Raw genomic sequence first — 23182 nt, 5'->3', positions numbered from 1 at the left:
AGCTCACCTCCCTTTGTTGTAGCCGAGTAGTTCGTCGATGCGGGCCATCGCCCGCGCCTTCTTGGCGGCCTTGATGCGGTCCGACGGCATCTCCGGGCCTGCGATCGATTCGATGTCGGCGTTGCTCATGGCGCGGATCAGCAGCCGAACCTGGTTGGCCACCATGTACAGGGCCTGCACTTCAACGGAATGACCTTGCAGCGGCGGCCGCGTCGATTTCGGTTCCCGCTTCTGCGCGAGCCGCTTCTCGATCTCGGGCAGGTACCGGTCGTCGGCCAGCTGCGCCGACCACAGCTGCGAACCGTCGATGTTGGCGACGGTGTCGCAGTAGTTCAGGAATTGCGGCCACGGACGCAGTCCGCGGATCCAGTCGCGCGCATCGACACCGCCCAGGTAGCGCGCAAAGTCACCCTCGATCTGATCCCAGTAATGGTCGATCAGGTCGAGGATTCGTGCTCTTTTCCCTCCGCGTCCTCATCGACGACATGCCCGCAGGTGGGGCATTTCCCGTCGTCGGGTTCGCTGGTCAGGAACTGCTTCTTGATGTCGGCCACGAACGCGTCCCACAGCCGGCGGGGCCGGTTCGCGAAGAACTCCATCACCGCGTCGTGCTGGTCACCGAAGAACGTCCGGTTGTAGTCGTTCTCGGCGTCGGTGATGGATTGCGACAGCGCCGCCATCTGGGTGTCCGACGGTGCGTCTTCGCCACGCAGGTCCAGCGCAGCGTTCAGCATCGACTGGTACACCAGGATCCGCATGTGGGCGTCGTTGAGGGCGTCCGACGACGTTTTGGTCGGTGGCGCGATGACGATGTGCTCGGAAACCTCGTACGGTTCGGGCATATTCGTCTCGGCCGAGAGCGCCAGGAGCCTGCCTGACGGTTCCCCGAGCGCCGCTGACGACCGAGAAATCTGCTTCTTGCTGGCCAACGTTGGAACCTCTCCAAACTGGGCGGGGTGTGCAGATGGGCTGGTGTTGCCCCCGACCGGCACATGTTGCGCGCCGGCCGGGGGCAACGAATCTCCGGTTAGGAGACGGTCACCGCGCAGTCCGCGGTGAATCCGCGGTAGCTGGCGGTCACCGTGGTCGAACCGGCGCCGACGCCGGTGATCAAACCGGCAGCCGAGACGGTGGCCTTCGACGTGTCGGCGGACACGTAGGTAGCCGTCGCCGTCACATCGGTGTTGTTGGAGTCCTTCACCGCCAGCTGCTTGGTGTGCGTCGAGCCGGTCGCCGACGTGATCGATGCCGTGGTCGGCGTCACGGTGATGGCGGTGACCGCGGGCAGGAAGCCGGTGTCGTTCAGGTTGCTCAGATCGACCCAGCCGTCGCCGCAGACACCCCAGATGACCGGCACACCGACCGCCTCATCGTTGAGGAAGTCCAGCACCACAGGGTAGTTCAGGACATCGGAGTCAACGGCGTTGATGTCCTGACGGTCACCGACGGCCACCTTGTTCGCGATCCAGTACTGGATCACGTCCTTGTCGTTGAACGTGTCCCACGACAGCAGCACCGCACGCCACAGCAGGTTCGCGGGCAGCTCCGGGATCATCGCCGTCACACCACCCTTGGCGGACGGCGCCGACACCGCGTCCGGGGTGAAACCCCACGCGTTCTGCAGGTTGATCAGGTTGGTTTCCTGCGGGCTGTAGGCGATCGACTTCTCGGCTTCCGACGCCAGCAGACGGGTCGGGGTGCCCTTGCCGGCCGACCAGATCTTGTTGATGGTCGGCTTGTTCGACAGCTTGACGCCGGCCTTCTTCTCGTAGTTGCCGACCTTGATGAACCTCGACGAGGCGCCGATCAGCGAGTCGTCGAGTCCGCCGTTGACGACGTCTTCGAGGCTGGTGAGCGCCGGGGTGCCCACGTAGGGGGCGAGCAGCACCGCGGTGTCGCATCCGGCGAGTTCCAGGTCCGACTGGCCACCTTGATAGCTTGTGATGCCTGACATTGGTCTTACCTTTCGTTACAGGCCCAGGGCCGTGTGGTAATTCGGTAGGCCCTTCGGTTTCCACGTGTGGAACTCGAAGGTGACCGGGACGAGCCTGTCGTCCTGGAGGAGTTCTTGAACTAGTTGCGGGCCAACGATTTCGCCCTGCACGTACAGCTTGGTTGGGGTTCCCGGAACCAGTGATGCGTGATCGATGAACGGGTGCAGGATCTGGCGGACGAACTCGATCAAAGCCCAGGAATCGTCGCGTGACGATGCGAGGCCGGCGAATTGGACGCGCGGCTCGTCACGGTTCTTGTCGTGGTTCCATCCGCCGCCGGTGCGGCGGGCCCGCAGATAGGCGCCCCCGTCGGCCAGCGTTGTGTTGTAGACGTCGGGTTTCGGCAGCCATGACACCACCTTGACGTCGGGAAGCAGCGGCGAGAACAGTTCCCGCATCAGCTTTTCCACGTCAGGCAGGCCGCCCTCATACCAGTTTGGGAACTGCATCAGAAGTTCCCGAGTTCTTCGAGGACGTGGTTGAGGTCGTGGCGGCCTTCGACGTATTCGGGTGTGTCGTCGGGAACCTGGTGATGCCCGAACTCGGTCGATGCCCCGTAGTAGGCGCCGCGGCCGCCGACGGTGAGCACCCCGATCCAGCGGTCGTTGTCGGCGCCCCCGATCTCGGTGGACGCGTGCGCGGACGCAGCGAGCCGGCCGGTCACTTTGGCCACCTGGGCCTGATAGATCATCTCGGCGGTGTTGGCGCGTTCCTCGACGATGCGCCGCAACTCGGGGGACAGCAGGAACGCGGTCAACGCCGGATTCGGCTCGGGGATAGTGACGTCCATCAGCTTCCCCACCGTGCGGTTGTGCCCATGAAGTTCATCGACACCCAACCGAAGTCATCGCCGGTGAACGGGTGATCGATGTCGCCGCGCGGCGCGCCCGCGATCGTGTAATACACGCCGTTCCACAGGAACCGGTCCGAGATGCGGATATCGGATCCTCGTGGAACGAACACGATGCCGGCCTGCCCGTACCGTGTGCCGGTGCCGGTGTCCAAGCCCGGGCCCGTCATCGACGGAACCGCAGGGAATGACCCGAGTGGCTGCCAGGTGTTGTTGCCGTCGGGGTCCTCGACGGGGCGCTCGAACGGCAGTTCCTGGGCGTAGATCGGGTTAATTACCGGCATCGGTGCTCGTCTCGGGGGACCACGGTGACGGCCAGCGGCTGTTCCACGGCTGGTACGGGATCTGGACGTTCGAGGTCAGCGGCAGCGAGAACGCGCCGCCGGCAATGCGGCCGGCGAGGCGATCCATCTCCGAGTTCAGGATGTAGAGGTCGCCGACGGGGTTGACGTAGGTGAAGTTGGCGTTCATGTCGGCCATCGCCTGGCTGGCCGTTTTGACGCCGCCACCGCCGATCATGGCCCGCTTGACCATGTCCAGCGACACCCATTTGCAGGCGGTCTGCACGAACTCTTCCGCGCCGGGCAGCTCGTTGATCCGGTCGGCGGCGGCGCCGAGCAGGACGGTTGCCCGTGCCTGCTCGGCGTCGCTCAATGGCCGCCAGTACGACGCCAGATCCTGCGCTGTCGCGTAGGAGGCTGGAAGCGTCATGACGGGTTACGCGACCGCCAGGCCGCGCAGCACACCGTGGGCGCTCTCGGCGCCGTACGCCATGCCGATCTCGCCGTAGATCTGCGTCTTGTCGGTGGCGCCGGTCTTGGCCAGCGCTTCCTCGAACAGCACGCCGCGGTTCGGGATCGACAGGAACACCGGGTCGATCATCTCCATCGACACGGCCACGATGCAGTCCTTGGGCAGTGCCCGGTCCACAACCAGGTTCAGCTCACCCATGTCGGTGGTGATGCGGTCCACCGCGACACCACCGACCGTGATGCCGGTGTTGGCCGACAGTGCGCCCTGCAGCTGACCGAACGCCGATGCGTAGGCCTTCTTGAGCATCCGCTTCTGCACCGACGGCACGAACAGGGTGCGGGTGTCGCCTTCCACGAGGCCGCCGTTGTCGAAGATCGTCTGGATCAGCACGTCGACCAGGTCGGGGGTGACGGGCTTGGCCACCGATCCGGCGGCGACCGCGACGGGCACGTACTTGAGCGCCGCGGTGGTGCCCAGGGTGATGGCGGTTCCGCCGGCGGTGGCCGCGACCTTGAAGGTGCCGCTGGCCGAGCTGACCACGAAGTAGGCGCGGTCCACGCGGATGTTGGTTGCGCCGTCGGTGTCGGTGAACACCACCTGGTCGCCGTTGGCCAGGCCGTGGGAGGCTGCGGTGATGGTGTCGGTGGCCGACGTTGCGGTCACCTCGGCGGCGGCGAACATCTTGTTCGTCGAGATCACCGACAGCAGACCGGCCATCTGCCGGTTGGTGGTGTTGTCGGTCGGCACGTTCTTCTGGCCGTGCCAGAAGGCGAAGTTGCAGTCCCGGCCGATCTGCTTGAGGGACTGCGCGACCTGCCAGGTGTGCTCGTTGACGACCGGGTTACCGAATCCCAGACCGTCAGTGGAGTTGAACGGCGCGGACTGCGGGGTCGCGAACTGCTGCATCGCGGCCTGCTTGGTGTAGCTGGTGCCGACCGTCTCCTGGAAGATCTGCACCACGCTCTTGACGTTCGACCGCACGCGGGCTTCCGGGTCGGGGGCGTCCGCGCCCTCGGCGCGGGTCCGGATCTGCGGGTCGCGCAGGTCGTAGGTCTGCCACTCGAACTCGGTGGCCAAGGTCTGCTTGCCGCCGCCCAGGCCGCCGGCCATCGACAACAGCGGGGTGTCGGTCGGGGTCAGGGCGAACAGCTCGCCGTGGTAGTTCGGTTCGTTGAAGGTGGTGCCGATGGCGGTGATTCCGGACATGGCTTGCTCCTATTTCTGGTAGAGCTTCTGCTGTTTGAGTGCGATGGACGTCATCAGGTCGCCGGCCTTCTCTGCGGCTCTGATTCGTTCGTCCAGGGGGAGTTGTCCAGTTCCTGACTGGCCCTGACCCCGATTCGGCGTGAACCCCGGCGGTTGCGTCGGGGCCACGAGGAACGGCTTGTCGGCGGCCAGCTGCTGGAGGCTGGCCGTGAGTTTGGCGGTGTCGATGCCTTCCGGCGTCGCATAGCCCGAGAGGTCTCCGAGGAGGGTGACCGCGGTTTCGGCGTCGATGAACGTGCCGGCCGCCAAGGCTTCGGCTTTCGATCGGACCGCCTGCGAACGCCAGGTTTCCTCGCGGGTCGCGGCGGCGGTGAGGTCTTCGGTGAGGCGTTCGTTCTCCGTCTGCGACGCGCGCCGCAGCCGTTCGTGTTCCTCGAGGATCGGCTGCGCGGCGGTGACCCGGTTCTGCAGGTCTGCCTTTTCGCCGCGGACCTTCTGGATCAGGTTCCAGGCGCGTTCGGGGTCGAACGGCTCTCCGGACTGCTCCCACGGGGGCTTACCCGCGTCGGCTGGCGGTGCGGGGGGCGCCGGCGGCGGCGTAGTCGGCGCCTGCTGCTGGCCGGTGTCGGCTGGTGGTTGCTGGCCGGCGACCGGCGGCTGCCCGGCGGGCTGCTGCTCGCCGCCGGCCTGGGCGCCGGGCATGTTGTTCGGAGTCGGGACATCGGGCATTGCGGTGCCTCCTGGGCATCATCAGTTGGCCGCCCACCTCGGGCAGCCGGGAAAATGGGGGCGTCAGCTGACGCCGTAGTTCTGGCGCATCGACGCCAGCACCGCCTTGAGATCGCGGTGAGTGCCGGCGTTCGCCGCCGCCTTCTCGTACATCTCGCGGTAATCCGCCGCGCTCGGCGGCTCCTGGCTGAACACCGGGACTGCGATGCACGAACAGTGGTTGTGGTACTTCTCGCCCATCTGCTGGGAGCCGCGCACCGCGTCCCCCCGGCCGACCACCTGAGTCGCCGACTTCTTACTGCGGTACAGCGACGGGCCCCCGTATCCGAACACCCGGCGGCTCTTGCCGGTCGGCTCGAACGTGCGCGACGCCATCACCAGGCAGAACGCGCAGGGATGATCCGACGTCGGTACCCGTGCCCAGCCGATGGGCTTGGCCGGGTCCTGCGCACCGTTCTGCACGATCGTGTCGCGCGCCGGCTGCAACACCAGCCGCTGCAACGACCCGTCCAGCCGGGTCGGGACGCGTTCCTCGACGGGCAGGTCGCTGGTCACCGACACATGCGAAGTGTTCTCACCCGGCTGAACTTCGGTGATCCGCAGACCGCCGCGAGACGACGTCGCGTCGGCCGCGTGGTGCTCGGCGCCCACCGGTCGCTCCGGTGCGCCCGGCCGCGCGGATCCCGCGTGCTCGACGGCACCCTGGCCGGCGGTGCCGTGGTCGTGTCCGTGGCTATCGACGGCCGGGACGCCGAGGAACGCGGAATCCACGATCGCGTCGATATGCGCTTGCACCACCGGATCCGCCGGCACCGCGGTGAACGCCGACGGAAACTGCTCGCCGGCGCGCAACTCGTCATAGAACTGGGCGGCCACCGCAGCCGACGCCTGCCCATACTTCGTCACGATCGCCCCGTACAGCGTCTTCACCGCCGCTGCGGCGGCCGGACTCGCCCAGTCCACCCGCGGCCACAGCGCCGCCGTCGATCCAGCGGCCAACGCGACGATCCCCGCATTCCGGGCGGCCTGCGCACGCGCCTGCTGCTGATCGCTACTGCTGCTGGTCACGGGACTGCTGCAACCCCATCAACGCCGACGGCTGCTCACCATCCAACGACTGCTGTGCGGGCGTCGGCGCACCGCCCGGCTGCTGCACACCCGCATTCACGCTCTTCAACCCCGCCAACGCCTGATCGATCGCCGCCAAACCCTGCGCCTTCGTCCGGGCCGCCGCGATCCGGGCCCGCTGAACAGGAGTCCACCCGCACGCCGCCAACGCATCATCGGAATCAGCCGGAACCATGCCAGCCGCCACCTGGGTAGTCACCGTCACCGCGTCCGCGTTCGGCGTCGGAATCGTCGGCTTCGCCCAATCCGACTCCAACTGCTCCACCTTCGGCGGCAGACTCCCATGCCAGATCCGCAACACCATCCGAGCCCAGTCCTCCCAGTCGTTCCCGAACTGGGTGATCAGACGCTCCGCACGCTTCATCAACCGGTAATCGCCCTTGGTGATCGCATCCGCAGACACCGGGTTACCGTCATTGACCGCGCCGAAGTACTCCACCGGGGCGCCGGTATTCGCCGACATCATCTGCCGCTCATGGTTGATGAACTCCACCAGCCCGGACGGGTCCTGCGCCTGCTGGAACACCACCTGCGGCAGATTGCCGTTCTTGTCGGCCTCCAGCGTCGAAATGCGGCCGGTGAACGTCTCCAACGCGGTCGCGATCGACCCGTCGGCCTTCTGGAATGCGGCTTCCGTCGTGCCGAGCAGCCACACCTTCATCGCGGCGAAGAACTCCGACGCCACCTCGTTGCGCACCACCGCGCGGGCCGCCCGGTCCTGCGTGTTACGCCACGACGCCGCGATCTCCGACGTGCCGTACGGGTCTCGGGTCGTCGGCCGGTTCGCGAACATGATCACCGGCACGAACCCCATGCGGTGATCGTTGCGCTCCTGAACCTCCCAGCCACTGCCCTCCGACGCGACGAGCTGGATCACCGCATCACGGGTGTACAACGTGGCGAGCTGCCGCAGAAACGTCTCCGACGCCGGATCCAAGTCGATATACGTCTGGTACGCCGCCGACACCTCGCGGCGCCGCGAATCCCACGACGCCGTCATGTTCATCGGCGACTCGATCGTCGTCAACGGCGGCTCATCCCGGTTCTCGCGCACCCCGACGATCGCGAACGAATGCCGGTAAATCATCGCCTCGTCATGCGTCAGCACCGACTCGGCATCCAAATTGCTGGACTGCCATGCCGACTGCAGATCGGAGTCGATCGTTGTCGCGCCCGGCATCCGGAAACCCTGGATCGTCAACCGCTCCGAACGGGCATCCAGCGCCGCCCCACACCAGCCCAGCACCGCCCGCAACGGCTCCAGCTCAGGAGGAACCGAAATGCCAAGCGACGGAGAATCATTCATCCCCCAGTAGTAAAGCGACGACAACCACAACTGGGATTGATAACCCGGGTCCAACAGCCGCGCCGACAGAAACTGCATGACCCGCTGCTCAACATCGGAGAGCCCCAGATTGCCGAGCGGCTGCTGGTAGAGGATCGGCGGAATGACCTTGCCGTCGAGCGTGGAGAACAACGCTTCGGACACCGGTGTCGTCACCTGTTCTCCTTCCTCGAGGTATTACTGCAGGGTGACCACACGGCCACGCCCAGGCTCACGTCCCTTGTGTGGAACGCCGTTGAATTGATGCCACATCATGCGGGCGCCGATCATGCACACCGCGGCGTCCACCTTCTTCCGCGACTCGCGATGCTCCTTGCCGATGGACACCCCGAACTTGTTCGGCCGGCGCCGAGCATTCAGCACGTGCTGACGCATCCGCACCCCGTGACCGCCAACCAGTCGACCGGTCGGCTTCGGGAAACGGTGGAACAGCGCCCGGTCGATGATGTCGGTCAGCGTCCGCTCGCACGCCTCGGTGAACTGCTTGAGGTGCTGACTGTTCCGCATATCCCAGATCACCGGATGCTGCTGCACACCGGTCTTCACCGCCGGCAGCCGCCGCAACTGAATCGAGTAGTCACGCGCCCAGCCGTCGCAGAATGGCTCCCAGTACCGTTCCCCGGTGTCGTCGTCGCGGGCATCAGACGGGTCCCACCACAGGCCGTGCACGTCGTAGAGTTCCAATGCGTCGCGGATCGCGTGATCCACCGCGCCGCGGTCGATCGGCAACGCGAACTCCCGCTGGCCGTCCCGAGCCTTCCGCGGCACCCACACCCCGATCGGGAACACCAGACCGTCCGAGATCCGAACCCCGACGGCCGCGGTGTGGTCATCCGACTTTGAACCATCACCGAAAATCAGCACCGCGTCGCCTGGCTCGGGCATCTCGTCCCGGTAGCCCAGGTCGAATTCCTGCGGCGTCGTCCAGGCATCCGCCGATGCGGTGATCTGGTTGTACCACTTGCGCCGCGACTCACTCGGGGTGTTCGCGCCGTTAAGGATGTCCTCGACGATCGCCTTGATGTCCAGCCACGTCGAGTCGCCGCGCACCGCCTCGATCACCTCCGGAGCAGCCTCCGCGGTCAACGGAGCCTCCGGGGGTGCCTCCAACGAATCCATCAGCAACCCGAACCCGAGCGCGGTCGCTGCACGGTCCTCCGTCGACTGGGTCGACTCCCATGCATCCCGAACCCGCTCGGCCACCGAATCCTCGCCCGGACGGAACGCGTTCTGGATATCGAGGACCCGGCCGACGCCGCCGGCCCGCTTCGTCGAGTTCCCCGACACCGCGCCAGCCAGATCATGCCCCTGGTTTGAGGAGTTCCAGTTCTGCGGCTCGTTCCGAATAGCCTGCGAGATCGGGTTCCCCTCGATCGCCAGATAGTTCGACGACGCCGCCTGAATCTGGCGCGTATCGCCCAGACCCCACACGCTCTCGCGGCCGATCTGAATACCGTAGTGAGCCCGCGCTTCCTGCGAGATCATCACCGGAAACCGCTTCATCGTGTTCGCGGTCTGATCCTTCGATACCGCGACGATCTGCACCCACGCCGAACTGTCATCCACACCAACCGGCTGACCATCCGGGCCCCAATGGTCAAACAACGTCGGCCCGAACGCTCGATGCGACGACAACGCGCACGCGAACGGGTCCTTGCCGTGCCCCTTCAACCGCTGGAACACCGCGTTGCGGTGCAGCAACCGGCCGTCGCCGTCGATCGCGTCGTACCAGAGCGCGAACCTGGCCTGCTCCGGGGTGAACTGCCAGTCCTGGCCGCGCTCGTCGCGCAGCCAGTACCCGCACCACCCCAGCATTTCCCAGCCCATCGAATGCTCGGGCAGGTTCCAGCCGCGCTCCGGTGACCAGTCCCAGGTCGGCCCTATCCGAATCGGCTCCCACGGCGACGGTGGTGGCGGCGGCGTCTTCGGCAGCGTCTCCCGATACCAGGCGACGATGTGCCGGTAGTCGTGTTGCTTGACGAACGCAGGCCCGGCACCCGCGGCGCGAGCCATCTAGTCGCGAAGGTTGGACGGAGTCCGCACGTTGACGAACCGGATAAACCGGACGATCCCCGCGCCTCGCGTCTTGAGCACTGCGCAGTAGATCGTGTGCACGAAATCGTCACCGATCCTGGCGTCCGCATCGATGATCACCCGGTCCACGACAAGCCCCTCGAACGACCGGGCGCACCGCGCGCCGAATACCAGCGGGCGACCTGTCCATTCGATCCCGAGTTCGTGTGCGATCTGCTCAGCGCGCTGCTTGGTCTGTGCGACCACCGCGGTGGTCATGCCGGCTTACCCCAACGCGACTGGGCCGCCTTGCGGGCGCTCACCGACCGCGGCGACTCACCCGTCGCATCATCCGGAAGCTGCAACGACGTCAACAACCCCTTGAGCGTGGCCCGATGCTGCCGCAGCTCCGTGATCAACGGATTGATCACGTTCCCGCCATGCGAACCGCGCACCATCTTCGGCGCACCCTTGGCCTCGGCCGCCAGGTCGTCGATCAGGTCGGCCTCGCAACACGCGTCCGCAAGGATCCGCAGTTCGTCTGGGCGCAGCTCGTACTTGCCGCTGCCCGCGATGTCGCGCCACAGCTTCCGGCCGGCGCGGTCCAGGCCGCGCGGCGCCGTCGGTCGTTTCGTCGGGATCGTTTCGGACATGGGTTCGGCCTCCTGGACCGTCAAGTGCTCGGCACCTCGCCGGGCGAAAAACTGCTGGTCGCGGCGAGCCCCCTCCGCGTGGTGCCGCACGCTGGTGCGTGGTGGCTAAGGCGTTCCGGGCTTGCTCATGCGTTCGAGGGTTACCCCCTACCCCGAACGGGTGTGCGATGCACCGTCCTGACCTGCGGGGATGCTGCCCGGGTGTGGTTCCCTGTCGCGGTAGCGTCTGCTGAGGCTGCCGCGTGCTTGGCGTGCGCGTTGGCGTCCGTTGGCTTGGCGTTGTCTGGTGTCGATTGCGTGGCAGTTTGAGCAGACGCCGATGACTTCTGTGGCTGAGCGGACTGGGGTGCGCTGTTGGTTCTGGTCTGCGAGTCCGTTGGGGTGGTGGTACTCGGTGATCTGTTGCGTGCAGCCTGGGAGGTGTAGGCGGCAGGTTTGGTCTCGTCTTCTGACCTGGTCTTTAATGCGGGCGGGGATGTTTGATCCTTGGCCCCAGGTCATAGGTCCCACCTGATGCGGTTCCAGGTGGGGTGGTTGGCTGGTCGTCTGCTGCCTTTGGGTTTGGCGGTGGTGTGGCGCCATTGGTGTGGGCCTGCTGGTGGAACGTGGCGGATCATCGGTGTTCGCCTGGTGCGTGTCCGGGGCGTGCGCCTGTGGCTCGTTGGTGCAGGTTTGAGCAGAGGCCTTTGACGATGCTGGGGCTGACGTATTTGCCGAGTTGGGTGAGGCAGCGGTCGAAGTCGCCGTCGTGTCCCCATTGGATTTTGGTGGCGCCTTCGCCGTGTGCCCAGTAGTTCATGAGGCGTTCGGTGGCTTGTGCGTCGCCTGGTGTTGCTTCTCGTCCGCCGGCCATGGTCACCTCCGGGAATGCGAAACGCGCCTGGGTGCCCTTTGGGCACACTTCAGGCGCGCACCGACAGGATGCCAGTGTTTCGCCTGGTGGGCAAGCGACACGCTCATTCGAGGATTCCGGCTGGTAGTTCGAATCCGAGGACTCGGCACAGGTGCAGGTAGTACTGGGGTGCCCAGTGGGCGTGGCATTTGAGGCAGGTGCATCCCTGGTCGGTGATGAGCTGGAGGGCTGGCTGTCGGACGGTTTCGCCGGCTGAGTCTTTGCGGTGGATGGTGGTTGCTCCGCAGGCCGGGCAGGGCGCGGAGACGTGTTTGATGTGTTCGGGTTCGAGTAGTGCGGTGATGCGGGCGGCCCATGTGTTGAGGGTTCTGGTGATCTTTTGAATGGTGGGTTCGTCTTGGGGGCGCCAGTGCCGCGCGGCGATGAGTCGTAGCCGGCGTTCGGTTGGGGTTGATGTTTCGGGATCAAGTTCGGCGAGCGCGGACCATGCCCACCGGTGAGGGCGTTGCTGGGGTTGTGGCCAGTCGTCGCCGCTCCAGTCGATGTGGCGGGAGTTCATGGCGGTGTTGATGTCGTGTTCGATGGCGGGGATGTCGTGGGGTTGCCATTCGAAGACTTGGGCGTCGATTTCGTTGAGGAGGTCGTGGGCGTCGGTCCAGAACGGTGGTCGGCTTTTGGATCCGCCGCCGTTGCCGTTGTTGGCTTGGTTGCCGTGTACGGCGTCGCGGAGTGTGGCGTAGTGGCTGGGGGCGTGGAATGTGGTGTTGTTTCGGTATTCGGTGTGGTCGTCGATGAGTGTGTGTAGGGCGTTGTGGAGTTCGTTGAGTGTGGTTGTGAGGGTGTGTGTTTCGGTCACGCGGTGGCTCCTGTGGGCCAGCTGACGACGTCGGTGCTGAGTTGGTGGCGGGGTTTGGGTTGGAAGGGCATGGGTTCGCCGAGGTGGTGTGCGCCCATGAGGGCGAGTACGGCGGCGTCTGCGATGTCGTGGTTGGCGATGCGGGTGTTGGGCCACCAGGTGCGGACGGCTGTGAGGACGTCGTGTTTGTCGGCGGTGCCCTTGCCGGTGGCCCATTTGGCGCGGGTCTTCGGTGCAACGACAGCGGTGGGGATCTGCTTGGCGCGCAGGGCGCTGTAGAGGCCCCACCAGAGGCCGGCGCGGTCGTGATTCGAGGGGAGGTTGGCGCCATATGCGGGCCCCTCGATCACGGCGAGGTCGATGCGCATCCGGGGTTCGTGGCCGGTGTTGCGGTCGTTGCATTGGTCGGCCAGCACGGCCATGACGGCGCGGCATTGGGAGACGATTCGGCGGCTGCGGTGGTCGTAGTTGGCTCCGTCTCGGCCGCCGTGACCGACGGTGGTGAGCAGGTCGGGTTGGCCGTTGCGGAGGATGGCGATGCCGGTGTTGGTGAGCGATGGGTCGATGCCGGCGACGATCATCGGCGGTGTCCCGGCCAGCCGCACTTGCTGGGGTCGTCGTACTCGCAATCGTGCTGTGGTGCTGCCGCGCTGGGGTTGATCGCGCTGAGGATGCTGCTGACCGCCTCTGTGGCGGCTACAGCTCCGGCGGTGGTGGCTTCCATGATGGCGTTGGTCATGTTGGTGGCCATGAGTTCGGCGATGGCGATGAGGGCGTGTGTGGTGGCGTATTTCGGGTCGGCGCCGTTGGCGAGGGCGTCCTTGGCGTGTGCGATGTGGTCGGCGGGCGTGAGCGGTGGGCGGTCGGATGTGGTCATTGGTTGGCTCCCTTGGTGAGTGCGGCGCGGCAGGCGGCGCTGCCGCGTGCGTTGATTTCGTCTTGGGTCGGGTTGTGGTTGCAGACGTGGCCGTTGCGGTAGCCGTCCGGGTCGCAGAGCGGGCAGGCGTGGATGGCTTGGGCGCGGAGCTCGGCGTCGGCGTGGCGTTGTTCGAGCTCGCGGTCGCGGACGGCGCGGGGTGGTGGGACGGCCGGCCAGGTGTCGGCTGGGAGTTCGTCGTCGGGTGTTCCGTAGCGGTCAGGCATCCCAGCTCGCCCCCTCGGCCGCGATCTCGTCCGGCGTGACGTACCGCCACGGTCCGTAGGTGACTTCGCGGGTGATGACCCGAGCGCCGTCCTGGAAGACCGGCAGGTCTTCGATGGGGCCGGCCATCTCGGTGTCGATGCAGCGGGCGGCTTCGCCGGGGCTGGGTTCGATCGCGTATTCGGTCTCGGTGTGGCCGTCGAGGTCTGATCCGCCGACGGCGAAGATCTCCGCGTCGTTGAGTTCGATGGCCAGGGTGGCCATGGCGTGGGCGTAGGCGTCGATGGTCGGGTAGTCGGCGGGGCTGCAAGACAGTTCAGGCACGGGTGGTCTCCCAGTCGTGGTTGGGGCACTTGCCGACGGAGTTGTCGGTCAGCTCGACTTGGCCGTTGTCGTCGCAGTCGGGGCAGTTGCGGACCTCGGCCCAGAACGCTGCGCGCATCTCGGCGGCTGCGGTCTCAGGGTCGGGTTGTGCGCGGTCCCAAGCTTCCCGTCGCTCGCGGTAGCCGCGGCATCGACCGCAGTTGGCGGTCGTGCCGTCGGGCATGTGATCGGGGCAGAAGCGGGGAGGGGGCTCGTTGCGGCCTGGTGGGGCTGCGAGTTGGTCGGTGTTGGTCTCGCGCGCACGCGCCCCCCCAACTGAACCACCTACGGACGTAACTACTCCCACTCTCTCTCTCACTCTGGAGGGTTCGGGAACGGTGCCCGAACCCTTCACGGTCTCGGAACCGTTCGGGCACGGTTCGGGAACGGTTTCGGAAGGGTTCGCGGACGGTTCGGGAACGGTTGGGCCTGGGTCGATCTCGTCGGCCAGTTTCGTGGTGTCGGCGTGACGCAGCTTCCGTAGTTCGGTGGCCAGTTCGTGGCGCAGTTTCAGCGAGGCGACCATGCCGGCGCAGCGGATCGCGGCCTTGCGGTACTGCGGGTACTTGGTGACCTCGGTGTGGCGCATGTACGACCGGATGAACAGTTCGTCCGCGTCCTCGTCGACGAAGATGAACCGTCGATCCTCCAGGAGCTTGAGGTCGTGCCACAGGTCGGCCTCGGTGACCTCGGCGCATCCCTTGGCCCACTTGGACACTTGCAGCGGCAGCATGCCGGCGCGATCGACCTCTTTCTGGCTGAGCAGCTGCGCGTAGGTGGCCTGGGCGGTTCGCGGTAGCCGTCGCCAGTCCGGGTCGCGCCAGATGGATTCCTTGAGCATGCCGGCTGAGTTAGCCATCGATCAGTGCCTCCGCTTCGTCCATGATCGCGATGTCCCGTAGCGTGTCGGCGCCCTGGCTGACGATCTCCTGGGCGCGGTCGTGCAGCTTCCGGATCCGTTTCCAGCAGCAGCCGCAGAAGTAGCGCCAGGTGTCCTCTGCTCGGGCTTCCATTGCCACGTCGACGAGGTCGTGCAGATCGTCCATGGCTAGGCCGGCGTTGAGGAACTGGTCGACGTTCTGCTTCCAGGTCGTGGGGAGGTCGACGGTTAACCGCTCGCCTCGGTACTCGTATGTCCAGGTGTTCCACTTGCGTAGGAAGGCGTTGTGGATCTCGGCGGCGTCTGCGCGCGCCGTTGCGCTTTCCTCGGCGGCCTGGCGCATAGCTGCGGCCCAGCGCACGGCGTCCTGGGCTACGTCGGCGACGATCGCTGCGTCGGCCGGCACCGATGACTTGCCGCCGTTGCAGTCTCGGCACGAGGCGACCAGGTTGGTGGGGTCGTCGCTGCCGCCGAGCGCGGTCGGTATGACGTGGTCGATGGTGAGTTGGACGTCGGGCGCCGACCGGCCGCAGTATCGGCAGGCGTGGTTGTCTCGGCGCAGTACCTCGAATCTGAGGCGTTTCGATACGGTCACCCCGTTCTCCCTTCGTTCCGGTCCTGCACAAGCGTTTTGTGGCATGTCGAGCAGCGGGGCATGCCGGCGGCTGGTGTTCCTCCGCAGTCGATGCATTGGCGGGGACGGCTGAGGTAGCGGGCGTGGCGTTCGGGAATCGCGGCGGTCATGTCGCTGGCCTGTCTGGGCAGCTGTGGTGGCCATAGCTGTTGGTTTGTGCACCACAGCGGTTGCAGTGCCAGTCGCGGCAGGACGCGGGCTCATACGGGTGCCATTCGTCGCCCTCGTGGTACATCATCTGGCGACAGCCCGCGTGGTCGGCGTTGGGGAATCGTCGCACAGCAGGCAGTATCGGGTGGTCATCAGTCGATGCGTCCTCCCCTGACACAGGCCAGAATCCGCGCGGGACGTCCTCGCACACCACGAACTCAAGTCCTCCGTAATACCCGACGATCGGGTGTCCGTTATCGCACATCAGTCCGCCCCGGTGACCACAGCAGCGCGGCCGGAAAGAAGCGGTCTTCCTCCATGTCGTAGATGCCCTGCCAGGCGTTGCCGAGCGCATCGACGATGACGATTTCGTGGCCGAACTGGTCTACGAGTTCTGCGACATCGTGGCGGTTTTCGATTCGTCGGGGCCGCAACCGCTCCAGCCCCTCGGCTACTTCATCCGGTCCGCAATTGTCATGCAGTCCAAGCAGGTCGACGCCGACCTCCTGCTGGAACTTGTGGACCGTTGTCTGCGCGTCGGCCAGATCGGCGAGCGCCTGGTCGCGCTCTTGACCCCGGCGGCGTACCTCGGCCAGGAGATCCCGGACCATGCGGGCTGCCGGACCACAGTTGCCTTCCAACGCCTTCCGTGCCCGTTCAACGATGTCGCTCACGGTGTCTCCTCGTGGTAGTCGACGATGTGTCCGGTTCTGACTTCGTGTGTGTCGACGCTCATGCGGAGGACGCGGCCGGTTAGGGTCCAGGTTCGTTTGCAGTCGGTGCAGGCGGCGGTGACGCCGTCTTTCGGTGTGACGGCAACGGCCGCCGCCGACGAACCAGCATCAGCGGCTGGTGCAGGTGGTGTCTGCTCAATCGGCTTGTTGCCGGGGCACTTCGTTGCGGATGGTGCGCAGCGCCAGCCTGTTTCCGTTTGGATGTAGCGTCGGCTGCCTTCGCGGCCGCAGACCTCGCAGACGTGTTTCACGGCGTCCTGGGCGCGGCAGGAAGCGATTCCGCCGCGTTCGCCGGGTGTGGCGTCGGCTGGCCAGGGTGGTTCCCAGGTGCGTCGCGTGTCACGGTGTGACTCCGAACAGTGCTTCCTGCACGGGTTGTGTTGGGTCGATCAGTAGTTCGTAGGGGCGGAAGAATCCGACGCGTTCGGATCGGTCGAAGGCGACGACGGCCTTGACGCGGGTGATGTCGATGATGACGCCGGGCTGCACGTCGCCGAGGCCGCAGACGACGCCGACGTGTTGTCCGACGGTGAGTTCGTTGAGTGCGGTCGCGCAGTGGCTCACGATGCGATCCCCAACACTTCGAGTACGCCGAACATCTCCAGTTGCTCGGGCTTGTCGCTGAGCCGTAACAGCTCGGCGATGTCGAGGTCGGTCTGCCGGCAGAAATGCAGGAATTCGGCGTCCGCTGTGGTGCGTTCGGGGCAGTCCTCACGGATCGCGAAGTGGCAGTGTGCGCCCGGTTGGAGGGTAGGGCGAAGCACTTCGCGGCGGTATTCGGCGGCCTGGACGTAGTCGTTGAAGGTGCCGACGTGTTGACCGGTGCGTTGGTTGAAGATGGCGACGGTCATCCGCGGACCTTGTTGAGGTCTGGTTCGGCTTGGGCGATATCGACGTCCCCCCAGCCGGTCCGGCAGCCCCGGCACGTGTAGCTGGTGTGGTGGAGGGTGCGGGTCAACACGCGTTGCCCGCACGCCTCGCACTGGCACAGGAACCCGAGCACGTCCGGGTCTGCGGTCATTGCTCGCCGTCCGAGAATGGTGGGCGCCCGTGGTCGCTGTCGTTGTCCGGCTCGGGCTCGGCCTCGTCGTCCTGGGGCTCGTCGCCGTCCTCGTCGTCTTCGTCGCCGAACAGTGAAGGCTGTTCCTCATCCGGGTCCGGCGGCTTCGGCTTTCCCTCCTGCACCGCCCACAGAATGGTGAGTTTGCGGCCGTAGCGGTGTTCGCCGTCGGCCCGCACAGACTCCGTCTGCCCGGTGCACTCCACCCGCACGATGTAGGTGCGTTTCTCGCCGATCACGGGCGGTTGGTTGTAGGCGCATGGTGTGGATCCGAAAGCGAGGTAGGCGTCGGGCACGGTGAGTACTTCGTCGGGGTCTTCGATGTAGTCCAAGTCGTTGCCGCTGTGCAAACCGTCGGGCTTGTCGGTGATGAGGGCCATGCTGGTGTCACTCCTGTTCTGTTGCGGTGGTGGTGTTTTCGGCGGACTCCAAGACGTCGATCAGCACGGACGCCTCAGCTTTGGTCAGATCCTTGTTGGTGGACACCAGTCGGCCGATGTTGAGCTGGACCCACTGGAACCAGTCCGCGCGGCCTTCGTCGGTGTCGTCGTACTTCTCCCGCTGCCGCAGAATGGATAGCTTCTGGAGCTGCGGCCGGGTGATGGCCGGATCGGTCTGGGTGTTGGGGTCGTCGGATTCGTCCACCTGGGCGGTGTCGCTGACCTGCGACGTTTCCGGTTCTGGACGAGATTCTGAGGCGACCGGGACAGAGTCGTCCGGGTCGACCACGGTCGCCGACCCGAGCGCCTGCCGCAGACCCTCCACTCCGCGGCTGCTCGCCACGCGCCGCGGCGCGGGCTGCTGCTCCAGGTCCAGTTCCTCGCGCGCATACGGAATACCCAGCAACACGTCCGGGGCGATGCGCCGACACACCTCCATCGCAGCCTTGGCGTACAGCATGGCCTGCGGATCGGTCTTGTACTTCGCGTTGCTGGTGTACCCGGCCTTCTCCGCGCGCGCCATGTCCCACGTCGAAGACTCGGTTTGGCCGGTGCGAGTGTCGGTGGCCTCCACCGTCACCGACTCATCAGACGACGCGGTGGTCACCACCATCACCCCGGCCCGCTTCACCAATGCCACCGCGGTGCGGGCGTAGATGGCGGGTTTGCCCTTCACGACGAAGATCTGTTGCAACGATTGGATCGGGTCCAGCCCGAGCTCGGCGCCGTAAAGGATGGCGGCGGCGGCATTGCCCGGCTTGCCCTTGTAGTCGGCGGGCACCATGTCGGTTCCGGCCAGCGCGTCACCGAGCTGCTTGGCCGCAGTCATAGCCTGCGCATGTGCCATGAGCTGGCCGAGCGCCTCGTTGTGCGCGGGCCGGGCCGGCGGCAGGATCTCGATCTCGGATGAGTGTTCGATGGTCATGCGGTTTTCTCCTGTTCGATCAGTTCCATGAGGTTCTTGGTTGCGAGGTTGAGGGCGACACCGCCGCGGGCGTGGGGGCGCCGGTCGGCGATCTTCACCCCGTTGCACATCGCGGTCTGCGCGTTGCCCATGAAGTCGAGCAGCTTCGTTTTGGCTTCCCGCAGGCACCGTTCGTTCTCTTTGACGTCGACGGCGAATTGCAACACACGCCAGGCGAACTCAGCGTCGGCAATCTCCACCGTCTCGCCGTTGATGTCCGGGTGCAGCTCCCGCACGCACTCATAGGTGGCAACGGAGTCGTCAAGCATCGGCGGCTCATCACCTTTGAGGGAGTGCCAGAACTCGTTGCACCGCTGGTGGATCGTCGCCACCACCGACACGTCGTAGGGGATCACGTACTGGTGAGGCTGGAAGTACGGGCCCAGCACCAGCAGGTGCGCGGGGTGCTTGGTGTAGCCGGTGAACGCCATCTGCGCGAGCACTTGTGCCACGTAGTCGGCCGGGGCCTCGTCGGTGAACAGGTCGCCCCACTCCTCCAGGTGCCGCGCGGTTTTGAACTCCACTACGCGGCGTGCCCGGCCTCGTCGGGCGCGGCGGTCCAGGGTTGCGGCGGCCGGGTAGCCGAATTTGGAGTCGGCGACCACCTGGACCTCCCCCGGGGAGAGTTGCCAGCCGGGGTTGCGGCGCTTCCACATGGCAGCCAGGGCGGGCTCGAAGTCGTGGCCCGCGTCGAAGATGTCCTTGGGCGGTTCGGGGCCGACGATGCCCTTCATGCGATGCCAGAGCCGGTATGGCGATTCCCAGCGGGAGACGCCGAGGATGGCGGCGACTTTCGACGGTGTGATGATGCGCTGCCACTCAGGCGAACCGGGCTCAATCTGGACGGCGGTCACAGGTCGGCCACCTGCCCGCACCGTCCGCAGAACCCGCCGCCGCGGCCGTCGGACACCCAGCGGTGCTCGCGGCAATCCCGCTGCCACTCCCGGGTGGCGGCCTCGGCGAAGCGGGATTCGCCGTACTCGAAGTCGTAGGCCGTCATGCTGTTGCCTCCAGGGCTGCGGGGAGGGAACAAACCCAGTCGTAGGCCTGCTCCAGGGTTTGTCCGGGGGTGATCGCTGCCAGCGCGACGAACGCGAGGGTGCGGAGCTCGTCGATGGCGATACTGCTGAGGTAGCGCCATATCCAGCCGGTGTCTTCGTCGCGGATCTGCTCGGCCAGGTTCAAGGCGATGCGGGCCGAGGTGACGAGTTGGGCGGCGAGTTCGCTGTCTGGTGTTGACTGTCCGGACATGGGGCATTCGCGGAGAATCGAGTCGTCGGCGTGGCGCCTGAATTTGCCTTTGTTGGTGGAGATCCAGCGTCCGCAGCCGGGGCAGTTGACGGCGTTGAGGTCGGGTGGGCGTGCCATCAGATGACCGCCTGCCCGGCTAGGGCGGCGCCGATGATGACGCTGGCCAGCAGCAGCCAAAAGACCGGAACCACCGTCTCCCGGATCATATGGACCCCCCAACCGCGAAGTCAGGAAGCGTGTTCTGGCCGTCGACTCGCCCCCACAGGTGCAAGGCGTTCCGGTGAATGTTCACATGCCGGGACGGTGGCGCGAACACCTGATACGCGTACCTGCTGCCGAACACCGCGTGATGCAACAGCTTCAGGTCGTCATAGGACGGCATCTCGGTGGTGTCAGCGATCGACGCGTGAATCCATTCAGCACCATCGAATTCCGCGACCAAGACGATCACCGATGTGGTCCCGTTGACACCCCGCAGATACCAGCCGTCGGGGCCGAACTTCTCGGGAGCGAAGTAGTGGTCGCGGCCTAATCGCTTACGGACTCGCAGAGCATCGACCGTGGTCGGGATGGCGGGTGCGGTCACGGCGTCACCGCCTGCGCGAGTCGTACGATCGCCGCCGCAGCCAACAACTCCAAATGCCGATGCGACGCCAAATTCAACGCGATCATGGACGTGAGCACAGTCGCCAGCACCTGAGCCGGGTCACCGTCACCGAATTTGGCGACTTCGGTCACGATCTGGGTGAGGTTGGCGTCGGCCATCGCCTTGTCCTGATCGATGTCGGCCAGCAGACGCGCCGGGATCATGCGAGCACCGCCTTGAAGTCGGTTAGCGCCGCATCCAACCCGGCGCCGATACGGGCCTGGACGTCCACACTCAGCGCCGCGTCGAACACCGGAAGCACCGGCCGCACAACAGGTACGGGTTTGCGGCGACGTAGACGCATCACGCCGACACCCCCATCAGATCGGTGATCCACCCGATGTGCTGCGGACACACCGCGCGGATCACTGTCCCGGCTGCACGGCCGGCGGACTCCTCATCGAGACCGCTCGTCACGTACATGGCCTCGACAGCCGCCAGGCCGGTGCTGTTCGGGTTTTCGGCCAGGACACCGCACACATCGACGGCTGCGGGGTCAGCGGCTGCCCGGCCAGCCCACGCGCACCCGACACCCAGCAGGATGAGGAACGCCGCAGCGGCGCCAAGGACGCGGCGCCCGGTACGCCGGTGCACGGAGCGGTGGATCATGCCGACACCGCCTCAACGATGTCGCCGTAGAAGTCGACCTCGACGCACGCCTCCACGACCCGCTTGGCCTTGATCTTGTCGTCAAGGGTGACCATTTCGTCCAGGCGCACACCGCACCTCACGAACTTCTTCGCATCAGCCATGTACCGCAGCGCCAACGACGGGCGCGCGCTGAAGTGCAAGCCCTGACCGCACGCCTTGGTCGGCTCCCAGTCAGGCGCTTCCGGTGTCGACCCCGGTTCGTAGCCGGTGCCGTAGCTCGACTTCCAATCGTCGTCGACCGCCTTGTACACGTAGGCGATCCCATCGACGACCTCGACGCCGTGGAACTCGCACCAGGTTGCCGGGTCGTTGAGGTCGATTGTGGTGAGGTCAACGACGTGTCCCTTGGCGTCGAGGGTGACTTGCTGCGAGTGGAGGAACACCACGGTGTAGGGGCCAGCGTTCGCGCTGGCGCCCGCTCGGAGGTGGGCAACGCCGGTCGCGTTCACGTCCGCCCGGCCACCGCGGTTCACGTCCGCCCAGCCACCGCGGTTCACGTCCGCCCGGCCACCGCGGTTCACGTCCGCCCAGCCACCGTCGTTCACGTCCGCCCGGCCACCGTCGTTCACGGCCGCCCGGCCACCGTCGTTCACGTCCGCCCAGCCACCGCGGTTCACGTCCGCCCGGCCACCGTCGTTCACGTCCGCCCAGCCACCGTCGTTCACGTCCGCCCAGCCACCGCGGTTCACGTCCGCCCGGCCACCGTCGTTCACGGCCGCCCGGCCACCGTTGGGGATGCGGATCCAGACGCCGTCCGTCGCCTCGATGACGATGCGGACCTCGTCGATGCCGCGCTCAACTTGCTGGGCGTGGGCGGCGTCGTATTCGTCCTGGTTGTGGACGGTGATGGTGTCGGTCATGCGGTCACCGCGCCGGTGTGCGCGTCGGCGATGAATTCCAGCCACGCCAACGCCTCGCGCTCAGTGCGGAACCGCAGGGCTGGCATGTTCGTCCGGGCGATGCTTAGCACGACCCACTCGATGGTCTCGCACTCGCGCATGTAGTCGTAGGTGGTGTCCTCGTAGGCGATCACGACCGGAATCCCGGACTCGGAGCGGCGGCAGGTGATCTTCGCCCGGCCGCCGAGACTGGTGCCGAACTCCCACAGGTAGCCGTCGCCGACGGGTTCGCGGTCGAAGTTCTTCGCGATCTCCCGGAGGCGTTGCGCCTCTTCTGGTCCGAAGACCTGGGTTACCGTTGTAATGCTCATCGAGTGGTTCACTCCTGTTCTTCTCGATGGGTTGGCCGTCCCGGACTGATCCCGGGGCGGCCTATTTCTTGCGGGGGTTCGTGATGCGGGCGGCGAGGCGTTCGTCGGCGAACTTCGCAGCCAAAGCGGGGAAGCGTTCGGTGAGGAGTTCACGGACCGCGACGAGCTCGAGGCCGGTCAACGGCGGCTCGTCGGGGTGGCCCGCGCCGGGGCTTTGCGGCGTGCCATTGCCGCTGGCAGTGTTTGGGCCATCCGGCGCGGGCCGGTCTACGCAGCTGTGAGCCCGAAGCTCAGACCGCGCAGACGTGTAGGGGTGGCCGTCACCGGACGGAGCCCGGGGGGCAGGCTCGACGTCCGGTGACGGCCGGTCCGCGGAGGCCAGGGCCGCGGACGTGACAGGCCGATCCCACCCCTCACAGGGATCAGCGAACGGATTAGCCGGCCACTCGTTGCGAAGCAGCAAGTTGGCGACCTCGATGAAGGCTTGCTTGAGCTCGGCCCAGAGCTTCACAGCGTCGACCGGCTTTCCAGCGTGAAGTACTTCGCGTTCACGGCGGCCAGCTCGGCGCCCTGCTGCTCGAAGTCGGCTTTCAGGTCGGCGTAGTCGGAGTTGAGCGTGGCCAGGGCGCGGGTGAGGCGTTCGTTCTGCGCGCGCAGCTGGTCGATCTTGCCGATGGC

36 protein-coding genes are annotated in these 23182 nt (G+C 66.2%); all 36 read right to left on the bottom strand.

Going from position 1 to position 23182, the window contains the following annotated elements; genetic code table 11:
- Window positions 1-3 precede the first annotated feature (3 nt).
- On the bottom strand, window positions 4-180 hold the full coding sequence (locus AC5Y36_RS21340; RefSeq protein ID WP_500042962.1) for a hypothetical protein: 177 nt from the start codon (window positions 178-180) through the stop codon (window positions 4-6).
- A gap of 257 nt (window positions 181-437) precedes the next feature.
- Entirely contained in the window at window positions 438-842 is a 405-nt protein-coding gene (locus AC5Y36_RS21335; RefSeq protein ID WP_500042961.1) for a hypothetical protein, read from the bottom strand.
- A gap of 185 nt (window positions 843-1027) precedes the next feature.
- Window positions 1028-1954 carry an Ig-like domain-containing protein gene (locus AC5Y36_RS21330; protein WP_500042960.1) on the bottom strand — a complete coding sequence of 309 codons (927 nt, stop codon included), beginning with the start codon at window positions 1952-1954 and terminating at the stop codon, window positions 1028-1030.
- 15 nt (window positions 1955-1969) lie between these two features.
- Entirely contained in the window at window positions 1970-2443 is a 474-nt protein-coding gene (locus tag AC5Y36_RS21325) for a phage tail termination protein (RefSeq protein WP_500042959.1), read from the bottom strand.
- The gene (locus AC5Y36_RS21320; RefSeq protein ID WP_500042958.1) at window positions 2443-2784 is read right to left on the bottom strand and encodes a hypothetical protein; all 342 of its coding nucleotides are present in this window, start codon (window positions 2782-2784) and stop codon (window positions 2443-2445) included. Before AC5Y36_RS21320 ends, AC5Y36_RS21325 begins: the two co-directional genes overlap by 1 nt.
- A complete protein-coding gene (locus AC5Y36_RS21315; RefSeq protein ID WP_500042957.1) occupies window positions 2784-3128 on the bottom strand; it encodes a head-tail adaptor protein in 345 nt (114 codons plus the stop codon). Before AC5Y36_RS21315 ends, AC5Y36_RS21320 begins: the two co-directional genes overlap by 1 nt.
- The gene (locus tag AC5Y36_RS21310) at window positions 3115-3555 is read right to left on the bottom strand and encodes a hypothetical protein (protein ID WP_500042956.1); all 441 of its coding nucleotides are present in this window, start codon (window positions 3553-3555) and stop codon (window positions 3115-3117) included. The genes AC5Y36_RS21315 and AC5Y36_RS21310 overlap by 14 nt, the downstream gene beginning before the upstream one ends.
- 6 nt (window positions 3556-3561) lie before the next feature.
- On the bottom strand, window positions 3562-4803 hold the full coding sequence (locus tag AC5Y36_RS21305) for an SU10 major capsid protein (RefSeq protein WP_500042955.1): 1242 nt from the start codon (window positions 4801-4803) through the stop codon (window positions 3562-3564).
- Window positions 4804-4812: 9 nt separating this feature from the next.
- Window positions 4813-5532, bottom strand: a complete 720-nt coding sequence (locus AC5Y36_RS21300) for a hypothetical protein (protein ID WP_500042954.1) — start codon at window positions 5530-5532, stop codon at window positions 4813-4815.
- A 63-nt stretch (window positions 5533-5595) separates the two neighbouring features.
- On the bottom strand, window positions 5596-6600 hold the full coding sequence (locus AC5Y36_RS21295) for a VG15 protein (RefSeq protein WP_500042953.1): 1005 nt from the start codon (window positions 6598-6600) through the stop codon (window positions 5596-5598).
- Window positions 6584-8161 carry a phage portal protein gene (locus tag AC5Y36_RS21290; RefSeq protein WP_500042952.1) on the bottom strand — a complete coding sequence of 526 codons (1578 nt, stop codon included), beginning with the start codon at window positions 8159-8161 and terminating at the stop codon, window positions 6584-6586. The genes AC5Y36_RS21295 and AC5Y36_RS21290 overlap by 17 nt, the downstream gene beginning before the upstream one ends.
- A gap of 21 nt (window positions 8162-8182) precedes the next feature.
- A complete protein-coding gene (locus tag AC5Y36_RS21285) occupies window positions 8183-10018 on the bottom strand; it encodes a hypothetical protein (protein ID WP_500042951.1) in 1836 nt (611 codons plus the stop codon).
- Window positions 10019-10297, bottom strand: coding sequence for a hypothetical protein (locus AC5Y36_RS21280; protein WP_500042950.1), 279 nt, complete (start codon window positions 10295-10297; stop codon window positions 10019-10021).
- Window positions 10294-10671, bottom strand: coding sequence for a hypothetical protein (locus AC5Y36_RS21275; RefSeq protein ID WP_500042949.1), 378 nt, complete (start codon window positions 10669-10671; stop codon window positions 10294-10296). Before AC5Y36_RS21275 ends, AC5Y36_RS21280 begins: the two co-directional genes overlap by 4 nt.
- Before the next feature lie 956 nt (window positions 10672-11627).
- Window positions 11628-12380, bottom strand: a complete 753-nt coding sequence (locus tag AC5Y36_RS21270) for a DUF7341 domain-containing protein (RefSeq protein ID WP_500042948.1) — start codon at window positions 12378-12380, stop codon at window positions 11628-11630.
- A complete protein-coding gene (locus tag AC5Y36_RS21265) occupies window positions 12377-12985 on the bottom strand; it encodes a crossover junction endodeoxyribonuclease RuvC (protein WP_500042947.1) in 609 nt (202 codons plus the stop codon). The genes AC5Y36_RS21270 and AC5Y36_RS21265 overlap by 4 nt, the downstream gene beginning before the upstream one ends.
- Window positions 12958-13257: a hypothetical protein gene (locus AC5Y36_RS21260; protein ID WP_500042946.1), complete on the bottom strand. Its 300-nt coding sequence runs from the start codon at window positions 13255-13257 to the stop codon at window positions 12958-12960. Before AC5Y36_RS21260 ends, AC5Y36_RS21265 begins: the two co-directional genes overlap by 28 nt.
- Window positions 13254-13523: a hypothetical protein gene (locus AC5Y36_RS21255; RefSeq protein ID WP_500042945.1), complete on the bottom strand. Its 270-nt coding sequence runs from the start codon at window positions 13521-13523 to the stop codon at window positions 13254-13256. The genes AC5Y36_RS21260 and AC5Y36_RS21255 overlap by 4 nt, the downstream gene beginning before the upstream one ends.
- Entirely contained in the window at window positions 13516-13845 is a 330-nt protein-coding gene (locus AC5Y36_RS21250; RefSeq protein ID WP_500042944.1) for a hypothetical protein, read from the bottom strand. Before AC5Y36_RS21250 ends, AC5Y36_RS21255 begins: the two co-directional genes overlap by 8 nt.
- Complete coding sequence (locus AC5Y36_RS21245) at window positions 13838-14743, bottom strand: hypothetical protein (RefSeq protein ID WP_500042943.1); 906 nt, start codon at window positions 14741-14743, stop codon at window positions 13838-13840. Before AC5Y36_RS21245 ends, AC5Y36_RS21250 begins: the two co-directional genes overlap by 8 nt.
- Window positions 14736-15359 carry an HNH endonuclease gene (locus AC5Y36_RS21240; protein WP_500042942.1) on the bottom strand — a complete coding sequence of 208 codons (624 nt, stop codon included), beginning with the start codon at window positions 15357-15359 and terminating at the stop codon, window positions 14736-14738. The genes AC5Y36_RS21245 and AC5Y36_RS21240 overlap by 8 nt, the downstream gene beginning before the upstream one ends.
- Window positions 15360-15802: 443 nt before the next feature.
- The gene (locus tag AC5Y36_RS21235; protein WP_500042941.1) at window positions 15803-16222 is read right to left on the bottom strand and encodes a hypothetical protein; all 420 of its coding nucleotides are present in this window, start codon (window positions 16220-16222) and stop codon (window positions 15803-15805) included.
- Between the two features lie 399 nt (window positions 16223-16621).
- Window positions 16622-16846 carry a hypothetical protein gene (locus tag AC5Y36_RS21230; protein ID WP_500042940.1) on the bottom strand — a complete coding sequence of 75 codons (225 nt, stop codon included), beginning with the start codon at window positions 16844-16846 and terminating at the stop codon, window positions 16622-16624.
- A complete protein-coding gene (locus AC5Y36_RS21225; RefSeq protein WP_500042939.1) occupies window positions 16843-17133 on the bottom strand; it encodes a hypothetical protein in 291 nt (96 codons plus the stop codon). The genes AC5Y36_RS21230 and AC5Y36_RS21225 overlap by 4 nt, the downstream gene beginning before the upstream one ends.
- Entirely contained in the window at window positions 17130-17303 is a 174-nt protein-coding gene (locus tag AC5Y36_RS21220) for a hypothetical protein (RefSeq protein WP_500042938.1), read from the bottom strand. Before AC5Y36_RS21220 ends, AC5Y36_RS21225 begins: the two co-directional genes overlap by 4 nt.
- On the bottom strand, window positions 17300-17722 hold the full coding sequence (locus tag AC5Y36_RS21215) for a DUF7171 family protein (RefSeq protein ID WP_500042937.1): 423 nt from the start codon (window positions 17720-17722) through the stop codon (window positions 17300-17302). The genes AC5Y36_RS21220 and AC5Y36_RS21215 overlap by 4 nt, the downstream gene beginning before the upstream one ends.
- Before the next feature lie 7 nt (window positions 17723-17729).
- Window positions 17730-18707: a hypothetical protein gene (locus AC5Y36_RS21210; protein WP_500042936.1), complete on the bottom strand. Its 978-nt coding sequence runs from the start codon at window positions 18705-18707 to the stop codon at window positions 17730-17732.
- Window positions 18704-19600 (bottom strand): YqaJ viral recombinase family protein, encoded by an 897-nt coding sequence (locus AC5Y36_RS21205; RefSeq protein ID WP_500042935.1) that lies wholly within the window; start codon window positions 19598-19600, stop codon window positions 18704-18706. Before AC5Y36_RS21205 ends, AC5Y36_RS21210 begins: the two co-directional genes overlap by 4 nt.
- Window positions 19597-19746 carry a hypothetical protein gene (locus AC5Y36_RS21200; protein ID WP_500042934.1) on the bottom strand — a complete coding sequence of 50 codons (150 nt, stop codon included), beginning with the start codon at window positions 19744-19746 and terminating at the stop codon, window positions 19597-19599. Before AC5Y36_RS21200 ends, AC5Y36_RS21205 begins: the two co-directional genes overlap by 4 nt.
- Entirely contained in the window at window positions 19743-20114 is a 372-nt protein-coding gene (locus AC5Y36_RS21195) for a DUF7368 family protein (protein WP_500042933.1), read from the bottom strand. The genes AC5Y36_RS21200 and AC5Y36_RS21195 overlap by 4 nt, the downstream gene beginning before the upstream one ends.
- An 85-nt stretch (window positions 20115-20199) precedes the next feature.
- Window positions 20200-20583, bottom strand: a complete 384-nt coding sequence (locus AC5Y36_RS21190; RefSeq protein ID WP_500042932.1) for a DUF7694 domain-containing protein — start codon at window positions 20581-20583, stop codon at window positions 20200-20202.
- On the bottom strand, window positions 20580-20807 hold the full coding sequence (locus tag AC5Y36_RS21185; protein ID WP_500042931.1) for a hypothetical protein: 228 nt from the start codon (window positions 20805-20807) through the stop codon (window positions 20580-20582). Before AC5Y36_RS21185 ends, AC5Y36_RS21190 begins: the two co-directional genes overlap by 4 nt.
- Complete coding sequence (locus AC5Y36_RS21180) at window positions 20804-20947, bottom strand: hypothetical protein (RefSeq protein ID WP_500042930.1); 144 nt, start codon at window positions 20945-20947, stop codon at window positions 20804-20806. Before AC5Y36_RS21180 ends, AC5Y36_RS21185 begins: the two co-directional genes overlap by 4 nt.
- Window positions 20947-21252 carry a hypothetical protein gene (locus AC5Y36_RS21175; RefSeq protein WP_500042929.1) on the bottom strand — a complete coding sequence of 102 codons (306 nt, stop codon included), beginning with the start codon at window positions 21250-21252 and terminating at the stop codon, window positions 20947-20949. The genes AC5Y36_RS21180 and AC5Y36_RS21175 overlap by 1 nt, the downstream gene beginning before the upstream one ends.
- Window positions 21249-22154, bottom strand: coding sequence for a DUF7666 domain-containing protein (locus tag AC5Y36_RS21170; RefSeq protein WP_500042928.1), 906 nt, complete (start codon window positions 22152-22154; stop codon window positions 21249-21251). Before AC5Y36_RS21170 ends, AC5Y36_RS21175 begins: the two co-directional genes overlap by 4 nt.
- Window positions 22151-22504, bottom strand: coding sequence for a hypothetical protein (locus tag AC5Y36_RS21165; RefSeq protein WP_500042927.1), 354 nt, complete (start codon window positions 22502-22504; stop codon window positions 22151-22153). Before AC5Y36_RS21165 ends, AC5Y36_RS21170 begins: the two co-directional genes overlap by 4 nt.
- Window positions 22505-23182 lie beyond the last annotated feature (678 nt).

This window comes from Mycobacterium sp. NGS50 (genome assembly GCF_059812545.1).
The sequence above is the reverse complement of the archived record's forward strand: the minus strand, read 5'-3'. Positions and strand labels throughout refer to the sequence as shown.

Coding starts and splice junctions, on each gene's coding strand:
- AC5Y36_RS21335 (WP_500042961.1), bottom strand. CDS start 842: ATGCCCGAACCGTACGAGGTTTCCGAGCACATCGTCATCGCGCCACCG.
- AC5Y36_RS21330 (WP_500042960.1), bottom strand. CDS start 1,954: ATGTCAGGCATCACAAGCTATCAAGGTGGCCAGTCGGACCTGGAACTC.
- AC5Y36_RS21325 (WP_500042959.1), bottom strand. CDS start 2,443: ATGCAGTTCCCAAACTGGTATGAGGGCGGCCTGCCTGACGTGGAAAAG.
- AC5Y36_RS21320 (WP_500042958.1), bottom strand. CDS start 2,784: ATGGACGTCACTATCCCCGAGCCGAATCCGGCGTTGACCGCGTTCCTG.
- AC5Y36_RS21315 (WP_500042957.1), bottom strand. CDS start 3,128: ATGCCGGTAATTAACCCGATCTACGCCCAGGAACTGCCGTTCGAGCGC.
- AC5Y36_RS21310 (WP_500042956.1), bottom strand. CDS start 3,555: ATGACGCTTCCAGCCTCCTACGCGACAGCGCAGGATCTGGCGTCGTAC.
- AC5Y36_RS21305 (WP_500042955.1), bottom strand. CDS start 4,803: ATGTCCGGAATCACCGCCATCGGCACCACCTTCAACGAACCGAACTAC.
- AC5Y36_RS21300 (WP_500042954.1), bottom strand. CDS start 5,532: ATGCCCGATGTCCCGACTCCGAACAACATGCCCGGCGCCCAGGCCGGC.
- AC5Y36_RS21285 (WP_500042951.1), bottom strand. CDS start 10,018: ATGGCTCGCGCCGCGGGTGCCGGGCCTGCGTTCGTCAAGCAACACGAC.
- AC5Y36_RS21280 (WP_500042950.1), bottom strand. CDS start 10,297: ATGACCACCGCGGTGGTCGCACAGACCAAGCAGCGCGCTGAGCAGATC.
- AC5Y36_RS21275 (WP_500042949.1), bottom strand. CDS start 10,671: ATGTCCGAAACGATCCCGACGAAACGACCGACGGCGCCGCGCGGCCTG.
- AC5Y36_RS21260 (WP_500042946.1), bottom strand. CDS start 13,257: ATGACCACATCCGACCGCCCACCGCTCACGCCCGCCGACCACATCGCA.
- AC5Y36_RS21255 (WP_500042945.1), bottom strand. CDS start 13,523: ATGCCTGACCGCTACGGAACACCCGACGACGAACTCCCAGCCGACACC.
- AC5Y36_RS21245 (WP_500042943.1), bottom strand. CDS start 14,743: ATGGCTAACTCAGCCGGCATGCTCAAGGAATCCATCTGGCGCGACCCG.
- AC5Y36_RS21225 (WP_500042939.1), bottom strand. CDS start 17,133: ATGACCGTCGCCATCTTCAACCAACGCACCGGTCAACACGTCGGCACC.
- AC5Y36_RS21220 (WP_500042938.1), bottom strand. CDS start 17,303: ATGACCGCAGACCCGGACGTGCTCGGGTTCCTGTGCCAGTGCGAGGCG.
- AC5Y36_RS21215 (WP_500042937.1), bottom strand. CDS start 17,722: ATGGCCCTCATCACCGACAAGCCCGACGGTTTGCACAGCGGCAACGAC.
- AC5Y36_RS21210 (WP_500042936.1), bottom strand. CDS start 18,707: ATGACCATCGAACACTCATCCGAGATCGAGATCCTGCCGCCGGCCCGG.
- AC5Y36_RS21200 (WP_500042934.1), bottom strand. CDS start 19,746: ATGACGGCCTACGACTTCGAGTACGGCGAATCCCGCTTCGCCGAGGCC.
- AC5Y36_RS21195 (WP_500042933.1), bottom strand. CDS start 20,114: ATGGCACGCCCACCCGACCTCAACGCCGTCAACTGCCCCGGCTGCGGA.
- AC5Y36_RS21185 (WP_500042931.1), bottom strand. CDS start 20,807: ATGATCCCGGCGCGTCTGCTGGCCGACATCGATCAGGACAAGGCGATG.
- AC5Y36_RS21180 (WP_500042930.1), bottom strand. CDS start 20,947: ATGCGTCTACGTCGCCGCAAACCCGTACCTGTTGTGCGGCCGGTGCTT.
- AC5Y36_RS21175 (WP_500042929.1), bottom strand. CDS start 21,252: ATGATCCACCGCTCCGTGCACCGGCGTACCGGGCGCCGCGTCCTTGGC.
- AC5Y36_RS21170 (WP_500042928.1), bottom strand. CDS start 22,154: ATGACCGACACCATCACCGTCCACAACCAGGACGAATACGACGCCGCC.
- AC5Y36_RS21165 (WP_500042927.1), bottom strand. CDS start 22,504: ATGAGCATTACAACGGTAACCCAGGTCTTCGGACCAGAAGAGGCGCAA.